Origin of the sequence: Flagellimonas taeanensis (genome assembly GCF_003584105.1) — a bacterium.
In the GTDB taxonomy this organism is placed as follows: domain Bacteria; phylum Bacteroidota; class Bacteroidia; order Flavobacteriales; family Flavobacteriaceae; genus Flagellimonas; species Flagellimonas taeanensis.
Window position 1 is genome coordinate 76,121 of record NZ_QXFO01000025.1, and the last position, 19,952, is coordinate 96,072.

Consider the following 19,952-nt stretch of genomic DNA (forward strand, 5'->3'; position numbering starts at 1 on the left):
AAAGCCCCAATTTGGGGCTTTCGTTTTTTCAACCTAGTCGAACTGATATTTCGCTATGATGCCTTTGAGCCTTGCCTTGAGGTCTTCCCCGGCATCGTACACCATTTGCTCATTGGAAGGAAAAGGTACTTCCCTGGCGTTCAGGTACACCAGAAGGTCGTTCTCCAAAGCCCTTTTGTCCCCTTGATAGTTGGCGAAGATATGCTCGAACACAAATTGACTGGATAGGGGATAGGCGTTGATTTCCTGCCCGCTTTTCAGGTCGGTGAACCGCACCTTGGCCCCAATTTGCGCACTTTTGGTCTGGGTAAACTGAAAGAATTTACAGGTCACGGTACGCATTTTGTCCACTTTGATCTTGTTGCCCAAACTGTCCTTTACCGCATTGCCATCCCTGTCCAATAGATATTCCCAACCATCTGCTATCTGTTTTTCCTTGATGATCTGGGTCTCGTTCACACGCTCTGGCGACACATTGATCTCCATAAAATCAAGGTTCATGGCGTAATCATATTTCACGTTGGCCAATGGATTGGTATGGTATTGCAGCCAAAAATTGTCGATGCCAAAGGCATTGAAGTCCAGAAGCTCCCTTTCCAGCCGCTCAGGGATGATCTGCTCGGTCAGGTTTCCTATTTCAACCCGTACGAACTCCAACCCTTTGTTGTAGGCCTCATCCATTTTAGATACCGTTTCTTTATACCCAGGATTGATTTCCTGCAGGTACTTCAAGTCGTCATAGGCGGCACGGAAATCACTCTTATATTTGGCACTTTTCAATAGCCCAATGGCATTCTCATACAAATGCTCGGACAGTTTGTCCTTGGTGTTCAGGATATCGTTGTCGTAATTCTCAAAATGGAACCGTGCATTCCTTCCTTGGTCGTTGATGCGAAGGGGGAGCAAAGGCTTGATGTGCTCCTGTATCCGCTTCAGCTGCACATATTTGTTGTAGATGGTTTCCAGATTGGCCGGATTGCCATCATTCTGTAAAAAGGCAATTTCTTGTTCTTCCCTTTCCGCATTTTTGGCAAAGGCCTCTTCCAATAGGGTGATGTATTCCTGATTTCCTTTTTTGGTCTTGTTTTCCGCCAAATTCTTTATGGCCTTGTCCATGGCGGTAACATAGTTACCGGTGTTCAGCGCTTCCTGGGTCTTTTTGACGCCCCCACAGGCGGCAATCATTAAAATCGTGGTGAAGAGTAGAATTTTTTTCATGATGGTGGTGTATTGGTTGTTTGATCAAGTTCAATAGCTATGCCAAAAATGGTTCTCTATAAACGAAAAAGTCGCACGGGTAGTGTGCAGGTGAGGTTTAAGTTTCAAATATAGAGCATTTAACGACAGTTTCAACTTTGTTAATTTCCGTTTGATAAAATTGGGATGTATGTTGCTTTTTTTGGATATAAATCCCCTTCCAATTCGTAATTTTGCGGCTTATCAAAATAATTTGCAGATGCAACGAGACCATAAGATTTTTGAACTGATAGCACAAGAGAAGGACAGACAGATTGAAGGCATAGAGCTGATAGCTTCCGAGAACTTTACCAGCCCGCAGGTCATGGAGGCCGCAGGTTCCGTATTGACCAACAAATATGCCGAGGGCTATCCTGGAAAGCGCTATTATGGGGGTTGCGAAGTGGTGGACCAGGTGGAACAGCTCGCCATAGACCGTGCCAAGGAACTATTCGGGGCCGCCTATGCGAATGTACAGCCACATTCCGGGTCCCAGGCCAATGCATCTGTATATCATGCCTGTTTGCAGCCCGGGGATACCATTTTGGGCTTTGATCTATCCCATGGAGGGCACTTGACCCATGGTTCGCCCGTAAATTTCTCCGGAAAACTGTACAACCCCGTTTTCTATGGCGTTGATGAGGAAACCGGTACGCTCAATTATGATAAGATCCAAGAGATTGCGGACAAGGAGAAGCCCAAGTTGATTATTGCCGGTGCTTCTGCCTATTCCCGTGACATGGATTTTAAACGTTTTCGTGAAATTGCCGACAGTGTAGGAGCTATTTTGGTGGCCGATATCTCCCATCCTGCAGGATTGATCGCCAAGGGCATCATGAACGACCCCATTCCACATTGCCATATTGTGACCACTACGACCCACAAAACCTTAAGAGGTCCAAGAGGAGGTCTTATATTGATGGGAGAGGATTTTGACAATCCCTTTGGTATCACCTTGAAGAACGGAACCTTACGAAAAATGTCGGCCCTTTTGGATCTTGCCGTGTTTCCCGGAAACCAGGGCGGTCCATTGGAACATATCATTGCAGCCAAGGCTGTCGCCTTTGGCGAGGCACTCTCCGACGAATTTTTGCACTACATGATCCAAGTGAAGAAAAATGCTGCCGCAATGGCCAAAGCGTTCATGGCCCTGGATTACAAAGTAATTTCTGGAGGAACGGACAACCATATGATGCTGATAGACCTTAGGAACAAGGACATCACTGGAAAAGATGCCGAAAAGGCATTGGAACATGCAGCCATCACGGCCAATAAGAACATGGTGCCTTTTGATACGCAATCCCCGTTCATTACTTCGGGAATCCGTTTTGGTACCCCGGCCATCACCACTAGAGGGTTGAAGGAAGCGGATATGGAAACCATCGTTGGGTTTATCGACGAGGTGATCATGGACCCCGCGAACGAGCAGAAAATAGGTCAAATAAAACAAAAGGTCAACGATTTGATGAAATCGCGACCTTTGTTCAGTGCTTAGTATCTATGCTTGCTTAAGTTCTTGCTATTCAAAGAGGAACAGATCCACTTCGTAAAATTTCCTTTTATTTAGGGAATAAATCATTACTTGGTGGGATTCGTCCTCAAAGTAGAGGCCCCAATAGTCAAAATAAGTGCTTTTTCCTTTTTTGGGTTCAAAGACATCAGGCGCTACATATTCATAGACAGGAACAAATATTTCATAGGGCATTTCGGTAAGTCCTTTGGTGTAGTACACAAAGTGTTCACTGGCCTTGAGCAGGATATTTCCGATTTGTTCGGGTACACTGTGTGCATAGACCCTGGAAATGATGATCGATGTGTCCTTAAAGTGCAGAGAGGTTTCCGCTATGTCCAACAAAAAATTGTTCTTGGAATTCAGTTCCACAAAGGCACTTTCGAAAGAAGAGGAGATCTTGTCTTCCTTTTCGGGGAATATCATGCCTCCCCAGGTACCACTCGTGAAGAAATGAAGGCTCTCCGTAATACCGAAGTTGAAGTGCAAATCCAAAACCATATCGGTTTTTTTACTTTCCTTGTCATACTTGAAGTGTATCTTGACATCGGCAAAAAAATCTTTTTCAATGGTCTTCAAAAACTCGTCCAGCCCATTAGCGGCCTCAAATACCTTTGCGCCACTTTGCTGATGACCGGTGTTATTTTTTCTTGGGAGTGACATATGCTATGGGTATAATTTTCTCTTCACCTTAAAGTTAGGATGAATCTTTTTTTTGGGATTGAAGAAAATCCTTAAAAATTCTATGGATTTCCCATAGTTTGTAGGCTTTTTACGTCAAGAATATGTAAAATCTATTACACGATTCGACCAAAAACATTTTTGGATTAGGTGGAGCTAGATGAAGCCCCTATTTTTTGCAGCTATGATGAGGGCCATATCATTCTCGTTCTCCGTGCCAAAAAGGGTTTTTAAGTGCCGCTTTCTGTTCTCAATGGAAGAAGGGGATAGCCTGATGTGTTTTTCCAGGTCCTTGTTCTTGGTGCCCATGGAGAGGTGGTACAGGATTTGTTTATCCTTTTCATCCAGATCAATATCGTTGGCCATTTTCTTGCGGATGGCGGACAGGGCCTTTGATGAGTAATAAGGCGGGTTCAGTACAATGGTTTTCACGGCGTCTTCCAAGGTTTTGGGATCAATGTCCGTCTTTACCAAATAGCCGTCAGGGTCCACTGACTTGAGAATGCTGTTGATCCTGAAATTATCGCTGAAGGAGGACATGAAGGCAATCTTGCTTTCAGGGACCAGTTTACGGGCAAGAATGCCCAGGTCCTCGCCTGAATGGGGCTGGTTCTCGTTCGGCGCGAACAACTGTACATCCAAAAGGAGGATGTCATATTTAAAGGAATTCACGGAATCCTCGATGAGTTTTTTCCCGCCCTCGTATGTGTTGGCGGTATCAACAATAATATCATAACCTTCAAAATCAATGTTCTCAAGGATAAACTTGTATCCGAGCATTGTCATTTCGTGGTCATCTATTGCCAATATTCTCAATGTTTTCATAACTATTAGCTTCTAAGTAGGATTTAGGCATTCATTGCAGGTTTCAAGGTGATGGGGTCCTTGGTCTGTTCAGATTCGATATATTTTGTGGGGATGGACACCGATATGGTGGTGCCCTTTCCTTTTATGCTCTGTATGTCGAACACGCCGTTTATCTTTTTCACCCTTGATATGATATTTCTTAGGCCAATTCCCCTTTTTCCCTTGTTTGTGTCAAAACCGACACCATCGTCCTTGATGGTGAGTTTCAGTTTGTCATCGGTAGACCCGAAGGAAATGGCGATATTTTTACATTTGGCGTGTTTCACACAGTTTTTCAGCGTTTCCTGTACAATTCGGTATGCATTGATCTTGATGTCTCCCAACAGATTGTCCCAGTGTACTTTTTTATCGTATGTAAAGGAGCATGATATACCAGAAGACTTTTGAATGCTACTGACGAGCTCCTCCAACGATACAATAAAATTATGAAATTTTTCATAAGATGCATGGTTGAGTTCATGTGAAATGGTCCTGATATCTTCTTCGACCTCCCTCAATTTCTCTATGAATGCCGCCCGTTGTTCCACGGAAGCACTGTCACCTCGCTCGTTCAATCCGCTCAGTAGCAATCGTATGCCCAACATTTCGCCCAAGATCCCATCATGGAGCTCTTCGGAGATGCGTTTTTGTTCCAATTGTCTGCCTTCCTCAAACTTGCCCTGCTGGGAGAGCATCAGGTTGTAGATTTCCTGATTGCTTTCCTGCTGTTTCTGTTTGAACTTGAGCCTGTTGTTGTTGATATATTGCAGAACGATCACGGTGGTGGTCAATCCCAATACAACGAGGCCCAATACGGCCCCTGCCCATAATTGTCTTTCACGGGAAAGCAAAACGTTCTCTTCTTTGATTTTGTCCGTGTCCAAACGGATACGGGCAAACTTGTCCCGCTTGGTACGCTCCTCTTCCTTGATGACCTCATTGAGCTCATAATACGCATTGGCATAGTTGGCTGCGTTGGCCTTGTCCAATTGGGTGAGTAATTGCAATACCTCCAACAGGCGGTCGTTGTTGTGGGTTTCTAGGGCTACTGTTCTTGACTCCTTGGCATATTGTAGTGCATTGGCCGTGTCTCCTTTGGCCGCCAACAATTCGGCATAGTATTGTTTGGTACGAGCTTGGTGTTCTACGTGGTCATATTTGTCGTTGGCAATGATACTTTCTTTTAGCAATCTTTCGCATTCAGCAAAATTTCTTTCATCTTTGAAAATTGCATAGGCAAGGCTTGTAAGAGCAAGTACATATAGCTCTGAATCTTTATCTTCCAAAGACTTATTTCCCAATAGTTTTTTAAATGACACCTTGGCACTATAATAGTCTTCATTTCTTAATAAGGCATTTGAAATATTGTTTTGGTTTTGCCATACTAATTCTTCAGTTTCAGGGGAATCTAACTTATCCAAATAAGTGCCAGCTTTTTGGTAATATTCCAAAGATTTTTCACTGTCTCCCATACCACTGGAAAGAATGCCCAGCAAATTATAGCAATTATAGATTCTTTCGGTATCACCTAACTCATCAAATATCCTAAGGGCTGTAGTGGCACTAATTTCAGCTCCCAAGTAGTCCTTGTAGGAATCTTGGATTTGTCCCATGCTATATAATATCCTGCCTCTTAATGAACTCGATGAAGAACTCTTTGGAAGCTGTTCAAAACTGTTCAGTGCCTTTTTATAATGGTAAAAAGCACTATCCAAGGCCCCATAGGATTTAAAGAAAGAGGCAAGATCCCAGTGTGAATATCCAAGTGGGGTGAACATGTCCGTTTCCTGTGACATGATCATGACCTGCTTGTTGGTCTCTCTGAAACCAAGGGAGTCTTTCAAGCTTTTATAGGCCAAGGAAATACTTGAAAGCTGCTCCAATGTTATGGAATCATTGGTGGATGTAAATGCTTCTTTTTTGGCATTTTCCAAGAATTGTGTTCGCTTTTCAAGAGGTAGTTGTGTGCTGTCCTTAGCCATTTTGATCCATTTGCGTACGGCGTCCGCTGTTGTGTCTTGGATGGAATCATTCTCCGGGGATTGTTCGTAGCACCCAAAAAAAATGAAGACTAGCAATATAAGAGCCCAGCTTTTCAATGGCAACAGGTTATTTTAATGTCGATACAAGGTACTAAAAAAGCCCCAGACCTTTTAGGGTGATGGGGCTTAGTTCCAAAATTATATTGTGATCATAGATTGCGATCATCGTTGGCACTCAGTTTCAGCCGAAGAATTCTTTTTTGACCAATGCCCAAAAGTGTTCGTTCGTTATATGCCTGATCGAGTGCAGAAGTTGTATTACCTTCTATTTGTATAATTTTTTGAGATTCATCTCTATAGCAGAATAGTGTTCCGCCCAAAATCAACAATAGGAGTATTGAACGTATGAGGTTGTTCATCAATAAATTTTGTTTACTGAAATCAGTTAAGTCCTTCATCATCGCTACGGTCATCATCATTTGATTGATCACCATCCGTGGCATTTTGATCCAATTGTTGGAAAAGCGCTTCTGTTTCTTGGATATCGGTTTCAGTTTCGCAAGAGTAGAATCCAGCGGTCAATAGTCCAAGCGCCAAAATGCATAGTAATTTTCTCATAATATTAGGTTTTAGGGTGTTAATTAATTGGTTTGTCTATACCAAAAGTACCCAAGACCTTTAGGGTGGCACATTGCGCAACGGACTATTTAGAATCCATAGGGATTCTGCTAGAATTTTGCGGCAAACTGCTAGGATTTTGTCAATTAAGGGCCTTTGCGGCAGTTTTGGAGAGCATTTCCTTCAGGTGGTCTATCCGGTCCTTATAGGTTTTGGAAAAGGGGAGTTCCTCCTCGTTCCCATGCTTCAAGGTGCAGATGGACTTGCCATAATTGATGCGGGACACATACCTACTGTTGAGTATATAGCTCTGGTGGATACGTATGAATGCTTTTGGAAGCTTGTCCTCGAAAGATTTTAATGTTTTAAAGGCACTGATGATGTTGCCATCCCTCATGAAAAAATCCGTGGTGTTGTTGTCGGACTTTAGATAGAGGATGTCCTTGGTGTCCAGATACCTATAATCATTATAGGATTTGAGGCAGATGGTGGACGGTACATCCTGCTTGGGATGTCTCTTGCGGAGACGGAGGATGGTCTTTCTGACATCAAATTCGTTGTGGGGGAGAATCCAATAGTCAAAGAATCCACTCTTTATGGCGTTGTAGGCATATTTTTTTGAGGTGGAATATCCTATGATAAGAGGCAGGGACTGTATATACTGGTTCAGTTCGGTGACCATTTGAAAGTATTCCATGCCATCTTCGCCAAGATTGATGAGCACCACATCGGGGGTGAACTTCAAGATCGTGTCCAGACCCTCTGCAGCGGAAGCGGCCACCCCAGTGCAGGACAAATCCTCGTACTCCTCCAAATAGAGTTGCAACTGAAGCTTGGTCGCTGCATTATGGTCTATGATGTTATAGGTATATTCCATGCGCAAAATGCTGAGTGCAAGTTACTAACGAGTTCAAAAAACTCATTGCAGTTTTCCCTTAAAAAAACTATGGGTTTCTCCCTAAAAGGGGCTATTTTCTTACAAAAACCCTTAAAAATTCGTTAAAAGATAACGACCTGCAACAAATCTATGCTTTGACCGACCTGTTTTTTGAACACGTGTCAAAGCATGTTCGTTGATGGGGCAACACACTGGATGAGCATGTATAAATGGTGGTGAAGTTTGGTGTGGTTTTTACTAAGTTCATTTGGTTGAGATGTTGATTGAACACTATTTTACGATTACGAACAATAGAATCAAAGGAATGGAGAGGATTTTTGACGCTGGAACCTGAAGAATTCGATGAACTACACAAAACTGATGCTCGTTTCGTGCACGAAGAGGCAGAAATTGATTATCTGAACAGTTCTTGGACAGATTCTGGGATACGCTTGGGGCGGAACGTTTTTGCGTCCAAAAGGCACCATTCCGTGGTGCTCTTGACCATCAGTTCACCTGTTCGGTGGTTCTTGACCTCAACGACGCGAATGGACAATGGACCTTTACTGGACTTAATATGGGTGGTCACTTCAACGGTATCCCCAAGCACTGCCGATTTGAGGTAGGAGATATTGTGGTTCCGTACCACCCATATCATCTCTATTCGCATATCCTCATTGGCGACCTGTTCCCAATGTTTTTTGGAGATGTCCTGTATCCACTCCACATACCTGATGTTGTTCACATGGTTCAGATCATCAATATCATCCACGACTACATCAAAGATTTCTGAAAATGTCTGCATCAGTCTTTTTTGCGGATGGTTACCTCAAAGAGTTTGTCCCAGTTCTTCCCGGTGACAAAGAATGTTTTTCGTTCGGGATGGTAGGCCACGCCGTTCAGTACGGAATTGGTATCATCCCAGTCGGTACCTCCTTTGGACACTTTGCTTTTCAGCCCGCCAAAGTTGATGACCCCTTCAATGGCCCCGGAAGTGGCATCAATGATCATCATGCTTTCTTTTTGATAGACGTTGGCATAGATCTTTCCGTCCACATATTCCAGTTCGTTGGCCATGTTGAAGATGGATTTGTTGGTCACGGTCTCTATGTGTCCCGTTTCTTCGAGAGTCTCTGGGTCCAAGAACCATATTTTTTCCGTGCCATCACTTTTGAATATTTTTTTGCCATCGTTGCACAGTCCCCAACCTTCCTTGCTTTTGCCGTAGGAGAAGTTTTTGATCTTTTCCAGATTGCTGGCGTTGTATACATAACCCATGCCGCTTTGCCAAGTCAATTGGTAGAGCTTTTCATTCATCAAGGTGATGCCTTCACCAAAGACCGTATCGTCCATTTCGATTTTTTGCAACACCTCTCCCGTTTCAAAATTGACCCTTCTTACCGTGGAACCTCCTCTTTTGCCAGTGCTCTCATAGAGTGTCCCATTATGGAACTCCAATCCTTGGGTATAGGCCTTTGTGTCGTGCGGGTAGGTATTCACGATTTCATAGGTATAGACCTCGGGAGCTGAAGCGGCCAACAGCTTTAGGTTTTCTTCGATTTCGACGGTTTCCCCTTCGATATCGAACTTGGCCGTCAAGATTTTGTTGCCCAAATGGGGAAGGGCCATGGTCAATTGGCCGTTTTCCAAGACAAGTTCTTTCCCATCCATAAAATAGCGGATGTTGGAAATCTCAACCTCTTTTTTATTCTTGATGGAGACCCCCACCCTTTGGTTTTGCTGTAGGGTCTTGTTTTCCAGTTGGATGGAAAAATGCTTGGCGGGATCGGCATTCCCTCCGCAGCCCAAAAAGAAAAGCAGTGATCCCAAAAACGAAGTTAATTTGAATACCATTACGAGTGTGTGTTTCATGGTTTTAATCCTTGGAGGTCGAAATTAAGAATGAATTGGGATTGTCACAAATTTAAAAGGTCGTATATTTGCAGTCGGCAAGTCCTACACGACCAGCTCCTGCAGAATCCCCCAGGGTGGGAACGCAGCAAGGGTATGCGGTCGTAGCGGTGCGATGTAGGTAGCTTGCCTTTTTTTGTTCCCTGAACTCAGCTATCATGGAAAAAAAAGTAGTATTGATCACCGGAGGTTCATCCGGCATCGGCAAATCCATAGGAACCTTTTTGACCACAAAAGGGTACAAGGTGTACGGTACTACAAGGACTCCGGCCAATTATCCCGATTTTGATGTATTTGACCTTATCCAGTTGGATGTGAGGGATGTGGACAGCATACAAGATGCAGTCTCCCATGTCATTGCCAAAGAAGGCCGATTGGATGTGTTGATCAACAACGCGGGAGTGGGCATTACCGGTCCCATCGAGGAGACGCCGCACGAAGAGATCTTAAAAGTGTTCGACACCAATTTCCATGGCCCTGTGCACATGATGAAGGCCGTGCTGCCCCAAATGCGCAAGCAAGGCGGTGGAACCATTGTGAACATTACCTCCATTGCTGGGTATATGGGATTGCCGTTCCGAGGGTTCTATTCGGCTACCAAAGGTGCGCTGGGACTCATTACCGAGGCCCTGAGAATGGAGACCAAGGATTTTGGGGTGACCATCACCAATGTGGCCCCGGGCGATTTTGCCACCAACATTGCTGCGGGAAGGTATCATGCCCCGGTTTTGGACGGCTCCCCGTATGAGGATAAGTATGCAAGAACCATTGATTCCATAAATGGGGACGTGGACAGTGGGGGAGAACCTGAGCAAGTGGCAAGGGCCATTTACTCGATCATCAATAAAAAACGCCCCAAAGTGCACAATCCGGTCGGGGCTTTTTTGCAGAAGTTTTCCCTCACTTTAAAAAGAGTGCTACCCGATAAAGTCTATGAAAAATTACTGCTCAACCATTATAAGTTGTAGCTTTACACTTCTCGAAAAATCACATATAAATAGTTAAAAATGAAGTTTTTTATTGATACGGCCAATCTAGATCAAATTAGAGAGGCGGAACAATTGGGGGTTTTGGACGGTGTGACCACCAACCCTTCGTTGATGGCCAAGGAAGGAATCACTGGCAAGGACAATATCCTAAAGCACTATGTGGATATCTGCAACATCGTTGAAGGCGATGTCTCAGCCGAAGTGGTTGCCACCGATTTGGCAGGAATGATCAAAGAAGGTGAGGAGCTGGCCGAACTGCACGAGCAGATCGTGGTCAAGATCCCGATGATCAAAGATGGTGTAAAAGCATTGAAATATTTCTCGGACAAGGGCATCCGTACCAATTGTACCTTGGTCTTCTCGGCGGGGCAGGCCCTATTGGCGGCCAAAGCAGGAGCGACCTATGTATCTCCATTTTTGGGGCGTTTGGACGATATTTCCACAGACGGACTCAATCTTATTTCAGAGATCAGGCTCATTTACGACAACTATGCCTTTGAAACACAGATATTGGCTGCATCCATCCGTCACACCATGCATGTGATCGATTGTGCCAAAATAGGTGCCGATGTGATGACAGGCCCATTGTCTTCCATCGAAGGACTGCTGAAACACCCATTGACCGATATAGGTCTGGCCAAGTTTTTGGAGGATTACAAGAAAGGAAATTCCTAAGAAAAATAACTATATTGACCAAAAATGAAGCCCTGAGAAATCGGGGCTTTTTTAGTTTATCTGTCAGCTACAGGGCAAATTTTCGGGAAGTTGGATTGTAAAGTTTTTTATGCTTGAACCAAGTCACGGAATAACTGAATAATAACCAAAGGTTATTCGATTATAGGGAAGTGTAGAGATTGGCAAATCCATCAACCACCAGTGTATCCTTTGTGATCACACATTTGTTCAGGCCATCCACCACCATGCTGGTCTGGATTTCCTTGAAGTTTTCACCGTAAAACTGGTTGTTCGTTTCCAAGCCATATTCTTCCAATAGCAGTTTCCACTGTGGATAACTGGTCTTTAGGTTGATGCCTACAAAGTTGTGGTCTGGATACTTCTTTTGGAGCGTGTTGATGTGCTGGCTGATATTTCTGAAGTGACGTTTTTGGGAAGCTGTCCAGAAATAAATGACCGTATTCTTCTTTTTGTCCACCACATCCTTAAGGTGGACCACGTTATTGTCCACGTCCCTGAGTGTAAGATCAGGGATGCGGGAATTGGGTTGAAGGTTCCTTATAGCATTGAAAAGGTGGGTTATTTCTTCCTTGTGAGCTTCATTTGAGGACAATGAACGGAACTTGTCTATGAAGACCTGGCACTCCTCATTGGTGTTTCGTTCCTTTAGTAAGTAATCTATGGCAATGTTTCTGAAGAGAATGTCCCTGAGCCCAACTTCTTTGACCAGACTGTCCACCATGGCAAGCTTATGTTTGTTGAAATGCAAGTGGTCGCTCACGGCCTTCTTCTCCGTAGGGCAGTTTTCCAAGCAGGTCATATAGGACAGGTTGCCAAAATGCAGCTTCATAAAGTTGAAATAAGGCCTATAATAGGTAAGGTCCCTACTGCTGAGGTCTATATTCTTTCTATAGGCATAAAAGGAATCGTCCAGTTCGTGAAAAGTGTCCTCACCGGTCTTTTTCTTGTGGTAAAAAGGATATTTTTCTTTACTGATGTAGGTATTATAGTCAATTGAGGCCTCGGCCATGGCCATAACGCGATCGGACAGTTCATTGTCCCTTGCAAAATCCTTCAAGTGGTTTATTTTGATGGATCGCAATGAGTCTATTTTCTTGCTGAAATCTTCGGGGTCGAGGAGGTAATAGCTCTGGACAATTGGATTTTCCTCCTCAGTCTCATGTGCCAGGTACATCTCGATCATGAAATTGTTGATTTCACTTCCCTTGCCAGAAAACACAAGGGTTTCATCAAATTCCACTGTATTCAATCTGGCCAAAAGGCTATCGCCTTCTTTTAAATAGATGTATTGGAGTTCGGGGGAGTGGTCAAAGTGGTATAGACCTTCTTCTATCCCTTCAAGATTGAAAGAGAAATGGTTATTGGCGTCCAATTTGACAGAATCAACATAGGTATCATTGTGGTAAAGGACGACATAGTCGCTGGTGGGATTCACGATTTCCCCTCCAAAAAATACAGGGGCACACTGTCCAGACTTCTCCGAACATGCAGAAATTGACAATAAGGAAAGGCCGAGTAGAAATCTAACCATATTAAAGGGAACCTCCATTAATTAATCAAAAATAAGAATACCCATGCCCCGACCTTGTTAATGGGTAGTTAAAAGTTAGATCGCCCTATTTTCGTCGCGGCCAATAAGGCGTCCGTAAATTAGAAATTAGGTTTGGTTTTAGCTATTTTTGCACAAAAAATAAAACAGCTGCATGTTATCAGTATCCAATTTATCCGTACAGTTTGGCAAAAGAGTGTTGTTCGATGAGGTCAATGTGACCTTCACACATGGCAATTGCTATGGCATTATTGGCGCCAATGGAGCGGGGAAGTCCACTTTTTTGAAAATATTGTCAGGACAAGTGGACCAGACTTCGGGCCATGTGCATTTGGAGCCGGGAAAAAGGATGTCTATTTTAGAACAGAACCACAACGCCTATGACGAATACCAGGTATTGGAGTCGGTGGTCATGGGGAACAAGCCTTTGTTCAAGATAAAACAAGAGATAGATGCGCTGTATGCGGACTACACCGATGCGAATGCGGAGAAAATAGGGGAGCTGCAGGTCCAGTTCGAGGAGATGAACGGATGGAACGCCGACAGTGATGCGGCCGCCATGCTTTCAAACTTGGGCATATCGGAAGACCTGCACTACACTACCATGGCAGACATGGACCCCAAATTAAAGGTACGGGTGCTTTTGGCGCAAGCGCTTTTCGGGAACCCGGATGTGTTGGTCATGGACGAACCTACCAACGACCTGGATTATGAGACTATCAATTGGTTGGAGAACTTCTTGGCGAATTATGAGAACACCGTTATCGTAGTCTCCCACGATAGGCACTTTTTGGATGCGGTCTGTACCCATATCGCCGATATCGATTTTGGAAAGATCAACCTTTTCTCCGGCAACTATACGTTCTGGTACGAAAGTAGCCAATTGGCCGCCCGCCAGCGTGCCCAACAGAACAAGAAAGCTGAGGAAAAGGCCAAGGAACTTCAGGAGTTCATCATGCGTTTCAGTGCCAACGTGGCCAAGAGCAAGCAGGCTACTTCGCGAAAAAAAATGTTGGACAAGCTCAAGGTGGAGGACATCAAGCCGTCCAGCAGAAGGTACCCTGCCATTATTTTTGATCGCGAGAGAGAGGCGGGGGACCAAATCCTTAATGTGGAAAAACTTTCGGCCACTTCGGAAGATGGCGATTTGCTTTTCCAAGATGTGAATATTAACCTGGCCAAAGGGGACAAAGTGGCCATTCTTTCAAAAGATTCGCGGGCAACCACCGCTTTTTACGATATCATTTCCGGAAAATCCAAGGCAAACGGAGGTACTTTCCAGTGGGGGGTGACCACCACCCAATCCTATCTTCCTGCGGACAATTCGGATTACTTCAAGGAAAACATCAACTTGGTAGATTGGCTCCGTCAATGGGCCAAGACCGAGGAAGAGCGCGAGGAAGTCTATATCAGGGGCTTTTTGGGAAAAATGCTTTTCAGTGGCGAGGAGGCCCTTAAAAAATGTACGGTACTTTCCGGAGGTGAAAAAGTACGTTGCATGCTCAGCCGAATGATGATGCTGCGCGCCAACGTGCTCTTGCTCGACGAGCCTACCAACCACTTGGATTTGGAAAGTATCACGGCATTCAACAATTCGCTCAAGAACTTCAAGGGAACCATCATGCTCACCACCCACGACCACGAATTTGTGCACACCGTGGCCAACAGGATCATTGAGCTGACGCCCAAGGGAACTATTGACCGTTATCTCACCTTTGATGATTATATGTCGGACAAGGCCATCAAGGAACAACGGGACAAAATGTATGCTGTGACCGCTTAGGCATTGAAATACTTACTGTTCCAAATAGCGGGATTGAAGTTTTTGCCCAAAGCAAATCCGTAAAAGATGACCACGGAGGCCATACACTTGAACATAAAGAAAAAAATGATCCAGAACTCTGCGGTGGAGTTGTTCTTGGAAAATAACCCATTGGGTACCATTAGGGTCACGAAATAACTCAGGACGAACACTACAAGGGTCAGGTTCACAATATTCTTAAAAGGCCATGCCATGAACTTTCTCAGGGGATGTAGGTCGTTGCCCCATTTGTGGATCAGATAGAAATAATTGTTGCCAATGGGGGCAAAGAGCAGAGGGTCGTCCCTGTCCTCCAGTTTAAAGAGCCTGGATGGGGCCATGATCTTGTACCCTTTGATCTCGGTATTGTGGGCCGCTTCCAACTCTTTTATTTTTGAAATGGCCGTTTTTGGGATTTCACCCTTGAAAAAAGAGCTGTCCAAAAAACGAAGCCGATAATCGATGCAGATTTTTTTGATCTCATCCAAATGGAATATGTTGTCGGTTTCCAACAGGTCGAACACAAAATCATTGCGATCAATGGGAGCTTTTGAAGCAAGTTGCTGCGCTATGTCTTCTTCTTTAGGAGTATTTTGTTTCAATAGATGCTCCACCTCGGCCAAAATCTGGGCCTCTTTGGCCTGTCTGTCCCTAATTTGGTGCAGCTTTTGCTCAATGTCAGTGCCTCTAAATATCATGGTGTTTTCTTAGCAATTCCCTCAAAGTTAATCATTTGTATCAGCGATTGAAAAAGTTGGAGAAACATCATTGCGTTAACATTGTGTTAAATGGGATTCCACGAGAGAAAATAAATTGTGATTTGGCCAAAAAGATGTATCTTATCGAAGTTTTTGGTATTTAATCGACAGCCATGACCAACCAACTAAAGTCCCAACATTGAGAAACCATAAATGAAAGCCCCCGTCACAAAAATCCTATTTGGTCTTTGCATGGCCTTTGCTTCTTTTTCGTTTGCACAGACCAATACCCAAAACTTAAAGTCCATTGCCCAAAATGCCAATGAATCCGATGATCATAAGATTCTGTTTGCTGCTGTAAAGGCCACAAATTTGGATGATATTTTGGAGGAATCAGGACCGTTTACAGTTTTTGCCCCATCCGATGCAGCTTTCCAAAAATTTTCGCAGGAAAAAATAGAAGAACTCATCAACGCAAGTGATAAAACGGAACTAAAATCCTTGCTTACCTACCACATAGTGGCCGGGCAATTGACAGCTTCCAAAATCTTACGTGCCATGTGCCAAGGAAATGGCAAGGCCAGTTTCACAACGGTACAAGGAAAAAAACTAGTGGCGCATTTGGATGGGTACGACATAGTCTTGACCGACCCCATGGGCAACACAGCAAGAATCACCACTGCGGACCTTAACCTCAAAAATGGGGTGGTACATGAAATTGATAGTGTGATATTGCCGACCCAAATGTAAAGGGCTCTATCTCAGCTCTGCTCCCAATTCTTTTTGGTATTGGGCCAATAATTTACCCATGATTTTATCTATCTGCTTGTCGGTAAGTGTCTTTTTCTCATCCGATAGGGTGAAGCTCACTGCATAGGATTTCTTCCCTTTGGGAAGGTTTTTTCCAGTGTAGACATCAAACAGGTTCACATTTTTCAAAAGGCTCTTTTCCGTTTGCCAGGCAATGTCATACACCTTTTGGAACGAAGTGGATTCATCTAGGAGAAGGGCAAAGTCCCTTGTGACCTCAGGGAACTTTGGAATTTCCTTAAAGGCAATGTTTTGGGTCTCCACAGATTCCAAGATGGCATCCCAGTCAAAATCCGCATGGAACACTTCCTGCTTCATGTCAAACTTTTTCAGAACATTTTTGCTGACCAATCCGTAAGAAGCCAATGATTTTCCATTTTTGCCACAGCTAAGGCCTTCGGCAAAAACAGGGTCGCCGGTGGGAAGGGTTTCCACGCCTTTGATGCCCAAACGGGCAAAAAGCGACTCCACGATGCCTTTTAAATAGAAGAAGTCCGTTTTTTTGGATACAGTGGACCAATTGTTCTGGATGCGTTCCCCGGAGATGAAAAGGGCCAAATGTCTCTTCTCTTGATATTCTCCGCCTACTTTGCGATATGTTTTACCAAACTCGAAAAGTTTCAAATCCGTTTTTTGGCGATTATGGTTGTGCAAAACGGTCTGAAGCCCGGAGGACAACATCGATGTCCGAAGTACGGAAAGATCGGAGCTCAATGGGTTCAACATTTGTACGGGTTCCACATTGTCCCCTGAAACGGTTTCGGATGAGACCAAACTGTTCGTCATGATCTCATAAAAGCCCTTGGAAGCAAGTGTATTGCCTATCACATCCTGTATCCTGTGGTTTTCATACCGCGAGGATTTGGCTATGGATGCGTTCAGTTTTTCTTTGAAACCGATGTTGTTGTAACCATAGACCCTGAGAATCTCTTCGATGACATCCACTTCTCGGGTAACATCCACTCTATAAGTAGGAATGGTAAGCCCAAGGCCGGATTCGGTAACATTGTTGATGCGGATTTCCAAGGAAGAAAGGATGGACTTTATGGTGTCCCTAGGGATTTCCTGACCGATCAGATTATTGATCTTGTCAAAGGTCAGGAACACTTGTCTGTCCTGATTTTTCTTGGGATAAAGGTCCACAATCTCCGAACTGATGTACCCTCCGGCTATTTCACGGATGAGCAAAGCCGCTCTTTTCAGCGCATATTCCGTGATGTTCATATCGATGCCCCTTTCATACCTGAAGGAAGCATCCGTGTTGAGGCCGTGCCGCTTTGCTGTTTTTCTTATGGATACCGGGTCAAAATACGCACTCTCCAAGAATATGGCAGAGGTATGCTCAGTGACCCCCGAGTACAGACCGCCAAAGACCCCGGCAATGCACATGGGTTTCTCGGTATCACAGATCATCAGGTCGTCTTCATGCAGTTCGCGTTCCACACCATCCAATGTCTTGAACTTGGTTCCTGCGGGTAGGGTCTTTACCTCAATTTTATTGCCCTTTATTTTCGATGCATCGAAGGCGTGCAAGGGTTGCCCCAGTTCGTGGAGCACATAGTTGGTCACATCCACCACATTGTTGATGGGGGATAGGCCAATGGATTTCAATCTGTTCTTCAACCAATCCGGGGAATCCTGCACGATAAGGTTGCTGATGGTGAGCCCACAATATCTGGGTGCCAGTTGACTGTTCTTGACCTCAACATCGATTTTCAGGGAGCGGTTGTCTATGGAAAAATTACTGGTGGATGGTGTCACCAGTTCTTTCTGGATCTCTTTTTGTTCCAGACCGGCCTTTAGGTCGCGGGCCACACCGAAATGGCTCATGGCATCGGCACGGTTCGGGGTAAGGCCAATTTCAAAGACCTCGTCGCTCTCCACATCGAAGACTTTGGAGCAAGGGGTCCCCGGAACAAGTTCTTCGTTCAGTACCATGATGCCATCATGTCCTTGTCCAAGGCCAATCTCGTCCTCGGCACAGATCATACCCTGGCTTTCCTCGCCACGTATCTTTCCTTTTTTGATGGTCCAAGCCTCACCTTCCTTGGTGTAGAGCGTGGTGCCGATGGTTGCCACTGGAACCTTTTGTCCAGCGGCCACATTTGGGGCGCCACAGACAATCTGCAAGGGAGTTCCCTGGCCTATATCAACAGTGGTCAATTTCAAACGATCTGCATTTGGATGCTGTTCGCAGCTGAGCACATGTCCCACTACAATACCTTGCAATCCGCCCTTAACTGATTCAAAACGGGAAATGCCCTCTACCTCAAGACCCAGATCGGTCAACAGTTCACCTGTTTTCTGTGAGTCCCAATCAATGTGCAAAAATTGTTTCAACCAGTTGTAAGAAATCTTCATACCCCAATTTTAGAATCGACAAATATAAAACAATAGGGGAACAGATTCAACGGAAATAATGGTTATAGACCGTTTGGTATTGTAAGTTTTCGGTAGTATTTTATACATTTAAGAAAAAACTTTCACTAAATGAAGATGATATGGCAGCCTTTGATGGCACTCGCACTGCTCGTGATGTCTTGCAAAGGGGAAGAAAAAAAAGAACTGGCCTTGGGTGACTGGCTGGCCAGGATAGAGGTGTCCGACTCTCAAAAACTGCCCTTTAATTTTACCGTGGGAAAGGGAGCGGATGGGTATATCATGAAAATGTACAATGCTGAGGAAGAAATCGTGGTGGATGAAATTGAGTTGAACGGAGACTCCATTCGCATCCAGATGCCCATATTTGAAGGGTATTTTGCAGGGACTTTTTCTGAAAATGAGATGGAAGGAAAGTTCATTGAAGAGAGCAAGGAACGGGAGGTGGACTTCACGGCTGTCCATGGACAAAGTGAGCGTTTCGAGGTGAAGGAGAGTGCAAGGGTAAACATCTCTGGGATTTGGGAGACCTATTTTGATGTCAACACCACCAATGAATACCCCGCCAAGGGCATCTTTATGCAGAGTGGGGACAAGGTGAAGGGGACATTCAGGACAAAGACGGGGGATTACCGATACCTGGATGGCGTGGTTACGGGCGACAGCCTGAAACTTTCCGCTTTTGATGGGTCGCATGTGTACCTTTTCATGGCGCAGGTCACCGATAGCACGCTGGATGGTAAGTTTTATTCTGGAAAGCATGCCGTGCAAGAGTTCATGGCCGCAAGGAACGAGGCATTTGAGCTCCCTGAGGCAGACAGTTTGACCTTTTTGAGGGAAGGCTATGATAGGTTTGATTTTTCTTTTCCCAATTCCGAGGGAAAAATGGTCAGTCTTTCCGATGCAAGATTTAAGGATAAAGTGGTCTTGGTGCAGATTATGGGGTCTTGGTGTCCCAATTGTTTGGACGAGACACGTTTCTATGTGGAATTTCTTAAAAACAACCCCGATTTGGATATTGAACTGGTGGCTTTGGCCTTTGAATATGCCAAGACAGAGGAAAAAGCGTTCGAGGCAATCGGCAGGTTGAAGGAAAAAGCGGAGGTGCCCTATCCCATCTTATTGGCGCAATATGGGACTTCCAACAAGCAAAAGGCCAATGAAAAACTGCCCATGCTCAACCACATTCTTTCCTATCCCACCACAATCTATATTGACAAAAAAGGCGAGGTACGGAAAATACACACCGGTTTCAACGGTCCGGCCACTGGGGAAAAATACGAACAGTTCAAAGCGCAGTTTGCAACAATGGTCGAAGGGTTGGCCAATGAGCAGAGCTAAATCCTAAATAGGTTGCTGTTTTAAATAG

General features: G+C 44.6%; 17 protein-coding genes and 1 other RNA gene. 7 read left to right on the forward strand and 11 right to left on the reverse strand.

From position 1 onward, the window contains the following. Window positions 1-33 precede the first annotated feature (33 nt). Window positions 34-1,218, reverse strand: coding sequence for a hypothetical protein (locus D2V93_RS13850; protein ID WP_119619811.1), 1,185 nt, complete (start codon window positions 1,216-1,218; stop codon window positions 34-36). A gap of 238 nt (window positions 1,219-1,456) precedes the next feature. Between D2V93_RS13850 and glyA the strand changes: the two genes are divergently transcribed. Continuing rightward, complete coding sequence (glyA, locus tag D2V93_RS13855; protein ID WP_072882751.1) at window positions 1,457-2,731, forward strand: serine hydroxymethyltransferase; 1,275 nt, start codon at window positions 1,457-1,459, stop codon at window positions 2,729-2,731. 24 nt (window positions 2,732-2,755) lie between these two features. On the opposite strand, the gene D2V93_RS13860 is transcribed toward glyA, so the two are convergent. The 7 genes from D2V93_RS13860 to D2V93_RS13890 all read right to left on the reverse strand — a co-directional run bounded on the left by D2V93_RS13860 (window position 2,756) and on the right by D2V93_RS13890 (window position 9,622). Continuing rightward, complete coding sequence (locus D2V93_RS13860; protein ID WP_072882657.1) at window positions 2,756-3,409, reverse strand: hypothetical protein; 654 nt, start codon at window positions 3,407-3,409, stop codon at window positions 2,756-2,758. Between the two features lie 174 nt (window positions 3,410-3,583). Then, a complete protein-coding gene (locus tag D2V93_RS13865; RefSeq protein ID WP_119619812.1) occupies window positions 3,584-4,252 on the reverse strand; it encodes a response regulator transcription factor in 669 nt (222 codons plus the stop codon). A 23-nt stretch (window positions 4,253-4,275) separates the two neighbouring features. After that, window positions 4,276-6,351, reverse strand: coding sequence for a tetratricopeptide repeat-containing sensor histidine kinase (locus D2V93_RS13870; RefSeq protein WP_147377411.1), 2,076 nt, complete (start codon window positions 6,349-6,351; stop codon window positions 4,276-4,278). Window positions 6,352-6,696: 345 nt separating this feature from the next. Then, window positions 6,697-6,873: a hypothetical protein gene (locus D2V93_RS18690; protein ID WP_182849994.1), complete on the reverse strand. Its 177-nt coding sequence runs from the start codon at window positions 6,871-6,873 to the stop codon at window positions 6,697-6,699. 142 nt (window positions 6,874-7,015) lie between these two features. Then, window positions 7,016-7,750: a LytR/AlgR family response regulator transcription factor gene (locus D2V93_RS13880; protein WP_119619815.1), complete on the reverse strand. Its 735-nt coding sequence runs from the start codon at window positions 7,748-7,750 to the stop codon at window positions 7,016-7,018. A 415-nt stretch (window positions 7,751-8,165) separates the two neighbouring features. Then, window positions 8,166-8,555 (reverse strand): acyl-CoA thioesterase, encoded by a 390-nt coding sequence (locus D2V93_RS13885; protein ID WP_119619816.1) that lies wholly within the window; start codon window positions 8,553-8,555, stop codon window positions 8,166-8,168. Next, on the reverse strand, window positions 8,555-9,622 hold the full coding sequence (locus D2V93_RS13890) for a glutaminyl-peptide cyclotransferase (protein WP_245978241.1): 1,068 nt from the start codon (window positions 9,620-9,622) through the stop codon (window positions 8,555-8,557). The genes D2V93_RS13885 and D2V93_RS13890 overlap by 1 nt, the downstream gene beginning before the upstream one ends. A gap of 75 nt (window positions 9,623-9,697) precedes the next feature. Here D2V93_RS13890 and ffs point away from each other — a divergent pair. The 3 genes from ffs to fsa all read left to right on the forward strand — a co-directional run bounded on the left by ffs (window position 9,698) and on the right by fsa (window position 11,325). Continuing rightward, window positions 9,698-9,796, forward strand: an RNA gene (gene ffs, locus D2V93_RS13895) — signal recognition particle sRNA small type. Window positions 9,797-9,819: 23 nt separating this feature from the next. Continuing rightward, window positions 9,820-10,629, forward strand: coding sequence for an SDR family oxidoreductase (locus tag D2V93_RS13900; protein ID WP_119619817.1), 810 nt, complete (start codon window positions 9,820-9,822; stop codon window positions 10,627-10,629). Window positions 10,630-10,668: 39 nt separating this feature from the next. After that, window positions 10,669-11,325 (forward strand): fructose-6-phosphate aldolase, encoded by a 657-nt coding sequence (gene fsa, locus D2V93_RS13905; RefSeq protein WP_072882669.1) that lies wholly within the window; start codon window positions 10,669-10,671, stop codon window positions 11,323-11,325. Window positions 11,326-11,485: 160 nt separating this feature from the next. Here fsa and D2V93_RS13910 read toward each other — a convergent pair whose 3' ends face one another. Beyond that, a complete protein-coding gene (locus D2V93_RS13910) occupies window positions 11,486-12,877 on the reverse strand; it encodes a TlpA family protein disulfide reductase (RefSeq protein WP_245978243.1) in 1,392 nt (463 codons plus the stop codon). 172 nt (window positions 12,878-13,049) lie between these two features. Here D2V93_RS13910 and D2V93_RS13915 point away from each other — a divergent pair, with 172 nt between their 5' ends. After that, complete coding sequence (locus D2V93_RS13915; protein ID WP_119619819.1) at window positions 13,050-14,678, forward strand: ABC-F family ATP-binding cassette domain-containing protein; 1,629 nt, start codon at window positions 13,050-13,052, stop codon at window positions 14,676-14,678. On the opposite strand, the gene D2V93_RS13920 is transcribed toward D2V93_RS13915, so the two are convergent. Then, window positions 14,675-15,394 carry a hypothetical protein gene (locus tag D2V93_RS13920; RefSeq protein ID WP_072882673.1) on the reverse strand — a complete coding sequence of 240 codons (720 nt, stop codon included), beginning with the start codon at window positions 15,392-15,394 and terminating at the stop codon, window positions 14,675-14,677. The two genes, D2V93_RS13915 and D2V93_RS13920, sit on opposite strands and share 4 nt — an antisense overlap. Window positions 15,395-15,607: 213 nt before the next feature. Between D2V93_RS13920 and D2V93_RS13925 the strand changes: the two genes are divergently transcribed. Next, entirely contained in the window at window positions 15,608-16,144 is a 537-nt protein-coding gene (locus D2V93_RS13925) for a fasciclin domain-containing protein (RefSeq protein WP_072882675.1), read from the forward strand. 6 nt (window positions 16,145-16,150) lie between these two features. Here the strand turns inward: D2V93_RS13925 and pheT are convergent, their stop codons facing one another. After that, the gene (gene pheT, locus D2V93_RS13930; protein ID WP_119619820.1) at window positions 16,151-18,565 is read right to left on the reverse strand and encodes a phenylalanine--tRNA ligase subunit beta; all 2,415 of its coding nucleotides are present in this window, start codon (window positions 18,563-18,565) and stop codon (window positions 16,151-16,153) included. 129 nt (window positions 18,566-18,694) lie between these two features. On the opposite strand from pheT, the gene D2V93_RS13935 reads away from it, so the two are divergent. After that, window positions 18,695-19,924 carry a peroxiredoxin family protein gene (locus D2V93_RS13935; protein WP_119619821.1) on the forward strand — a complete coding sequence of 410 codons (1,230 nt, stop codon included), beginning with the start codon at window positions 18,695-18,697 and terminating at the stop codon, window positions 19,922-19,924. The last annotated feature ends 28 nt before the right edge of the window (window positions 19,925-19,952 follow it).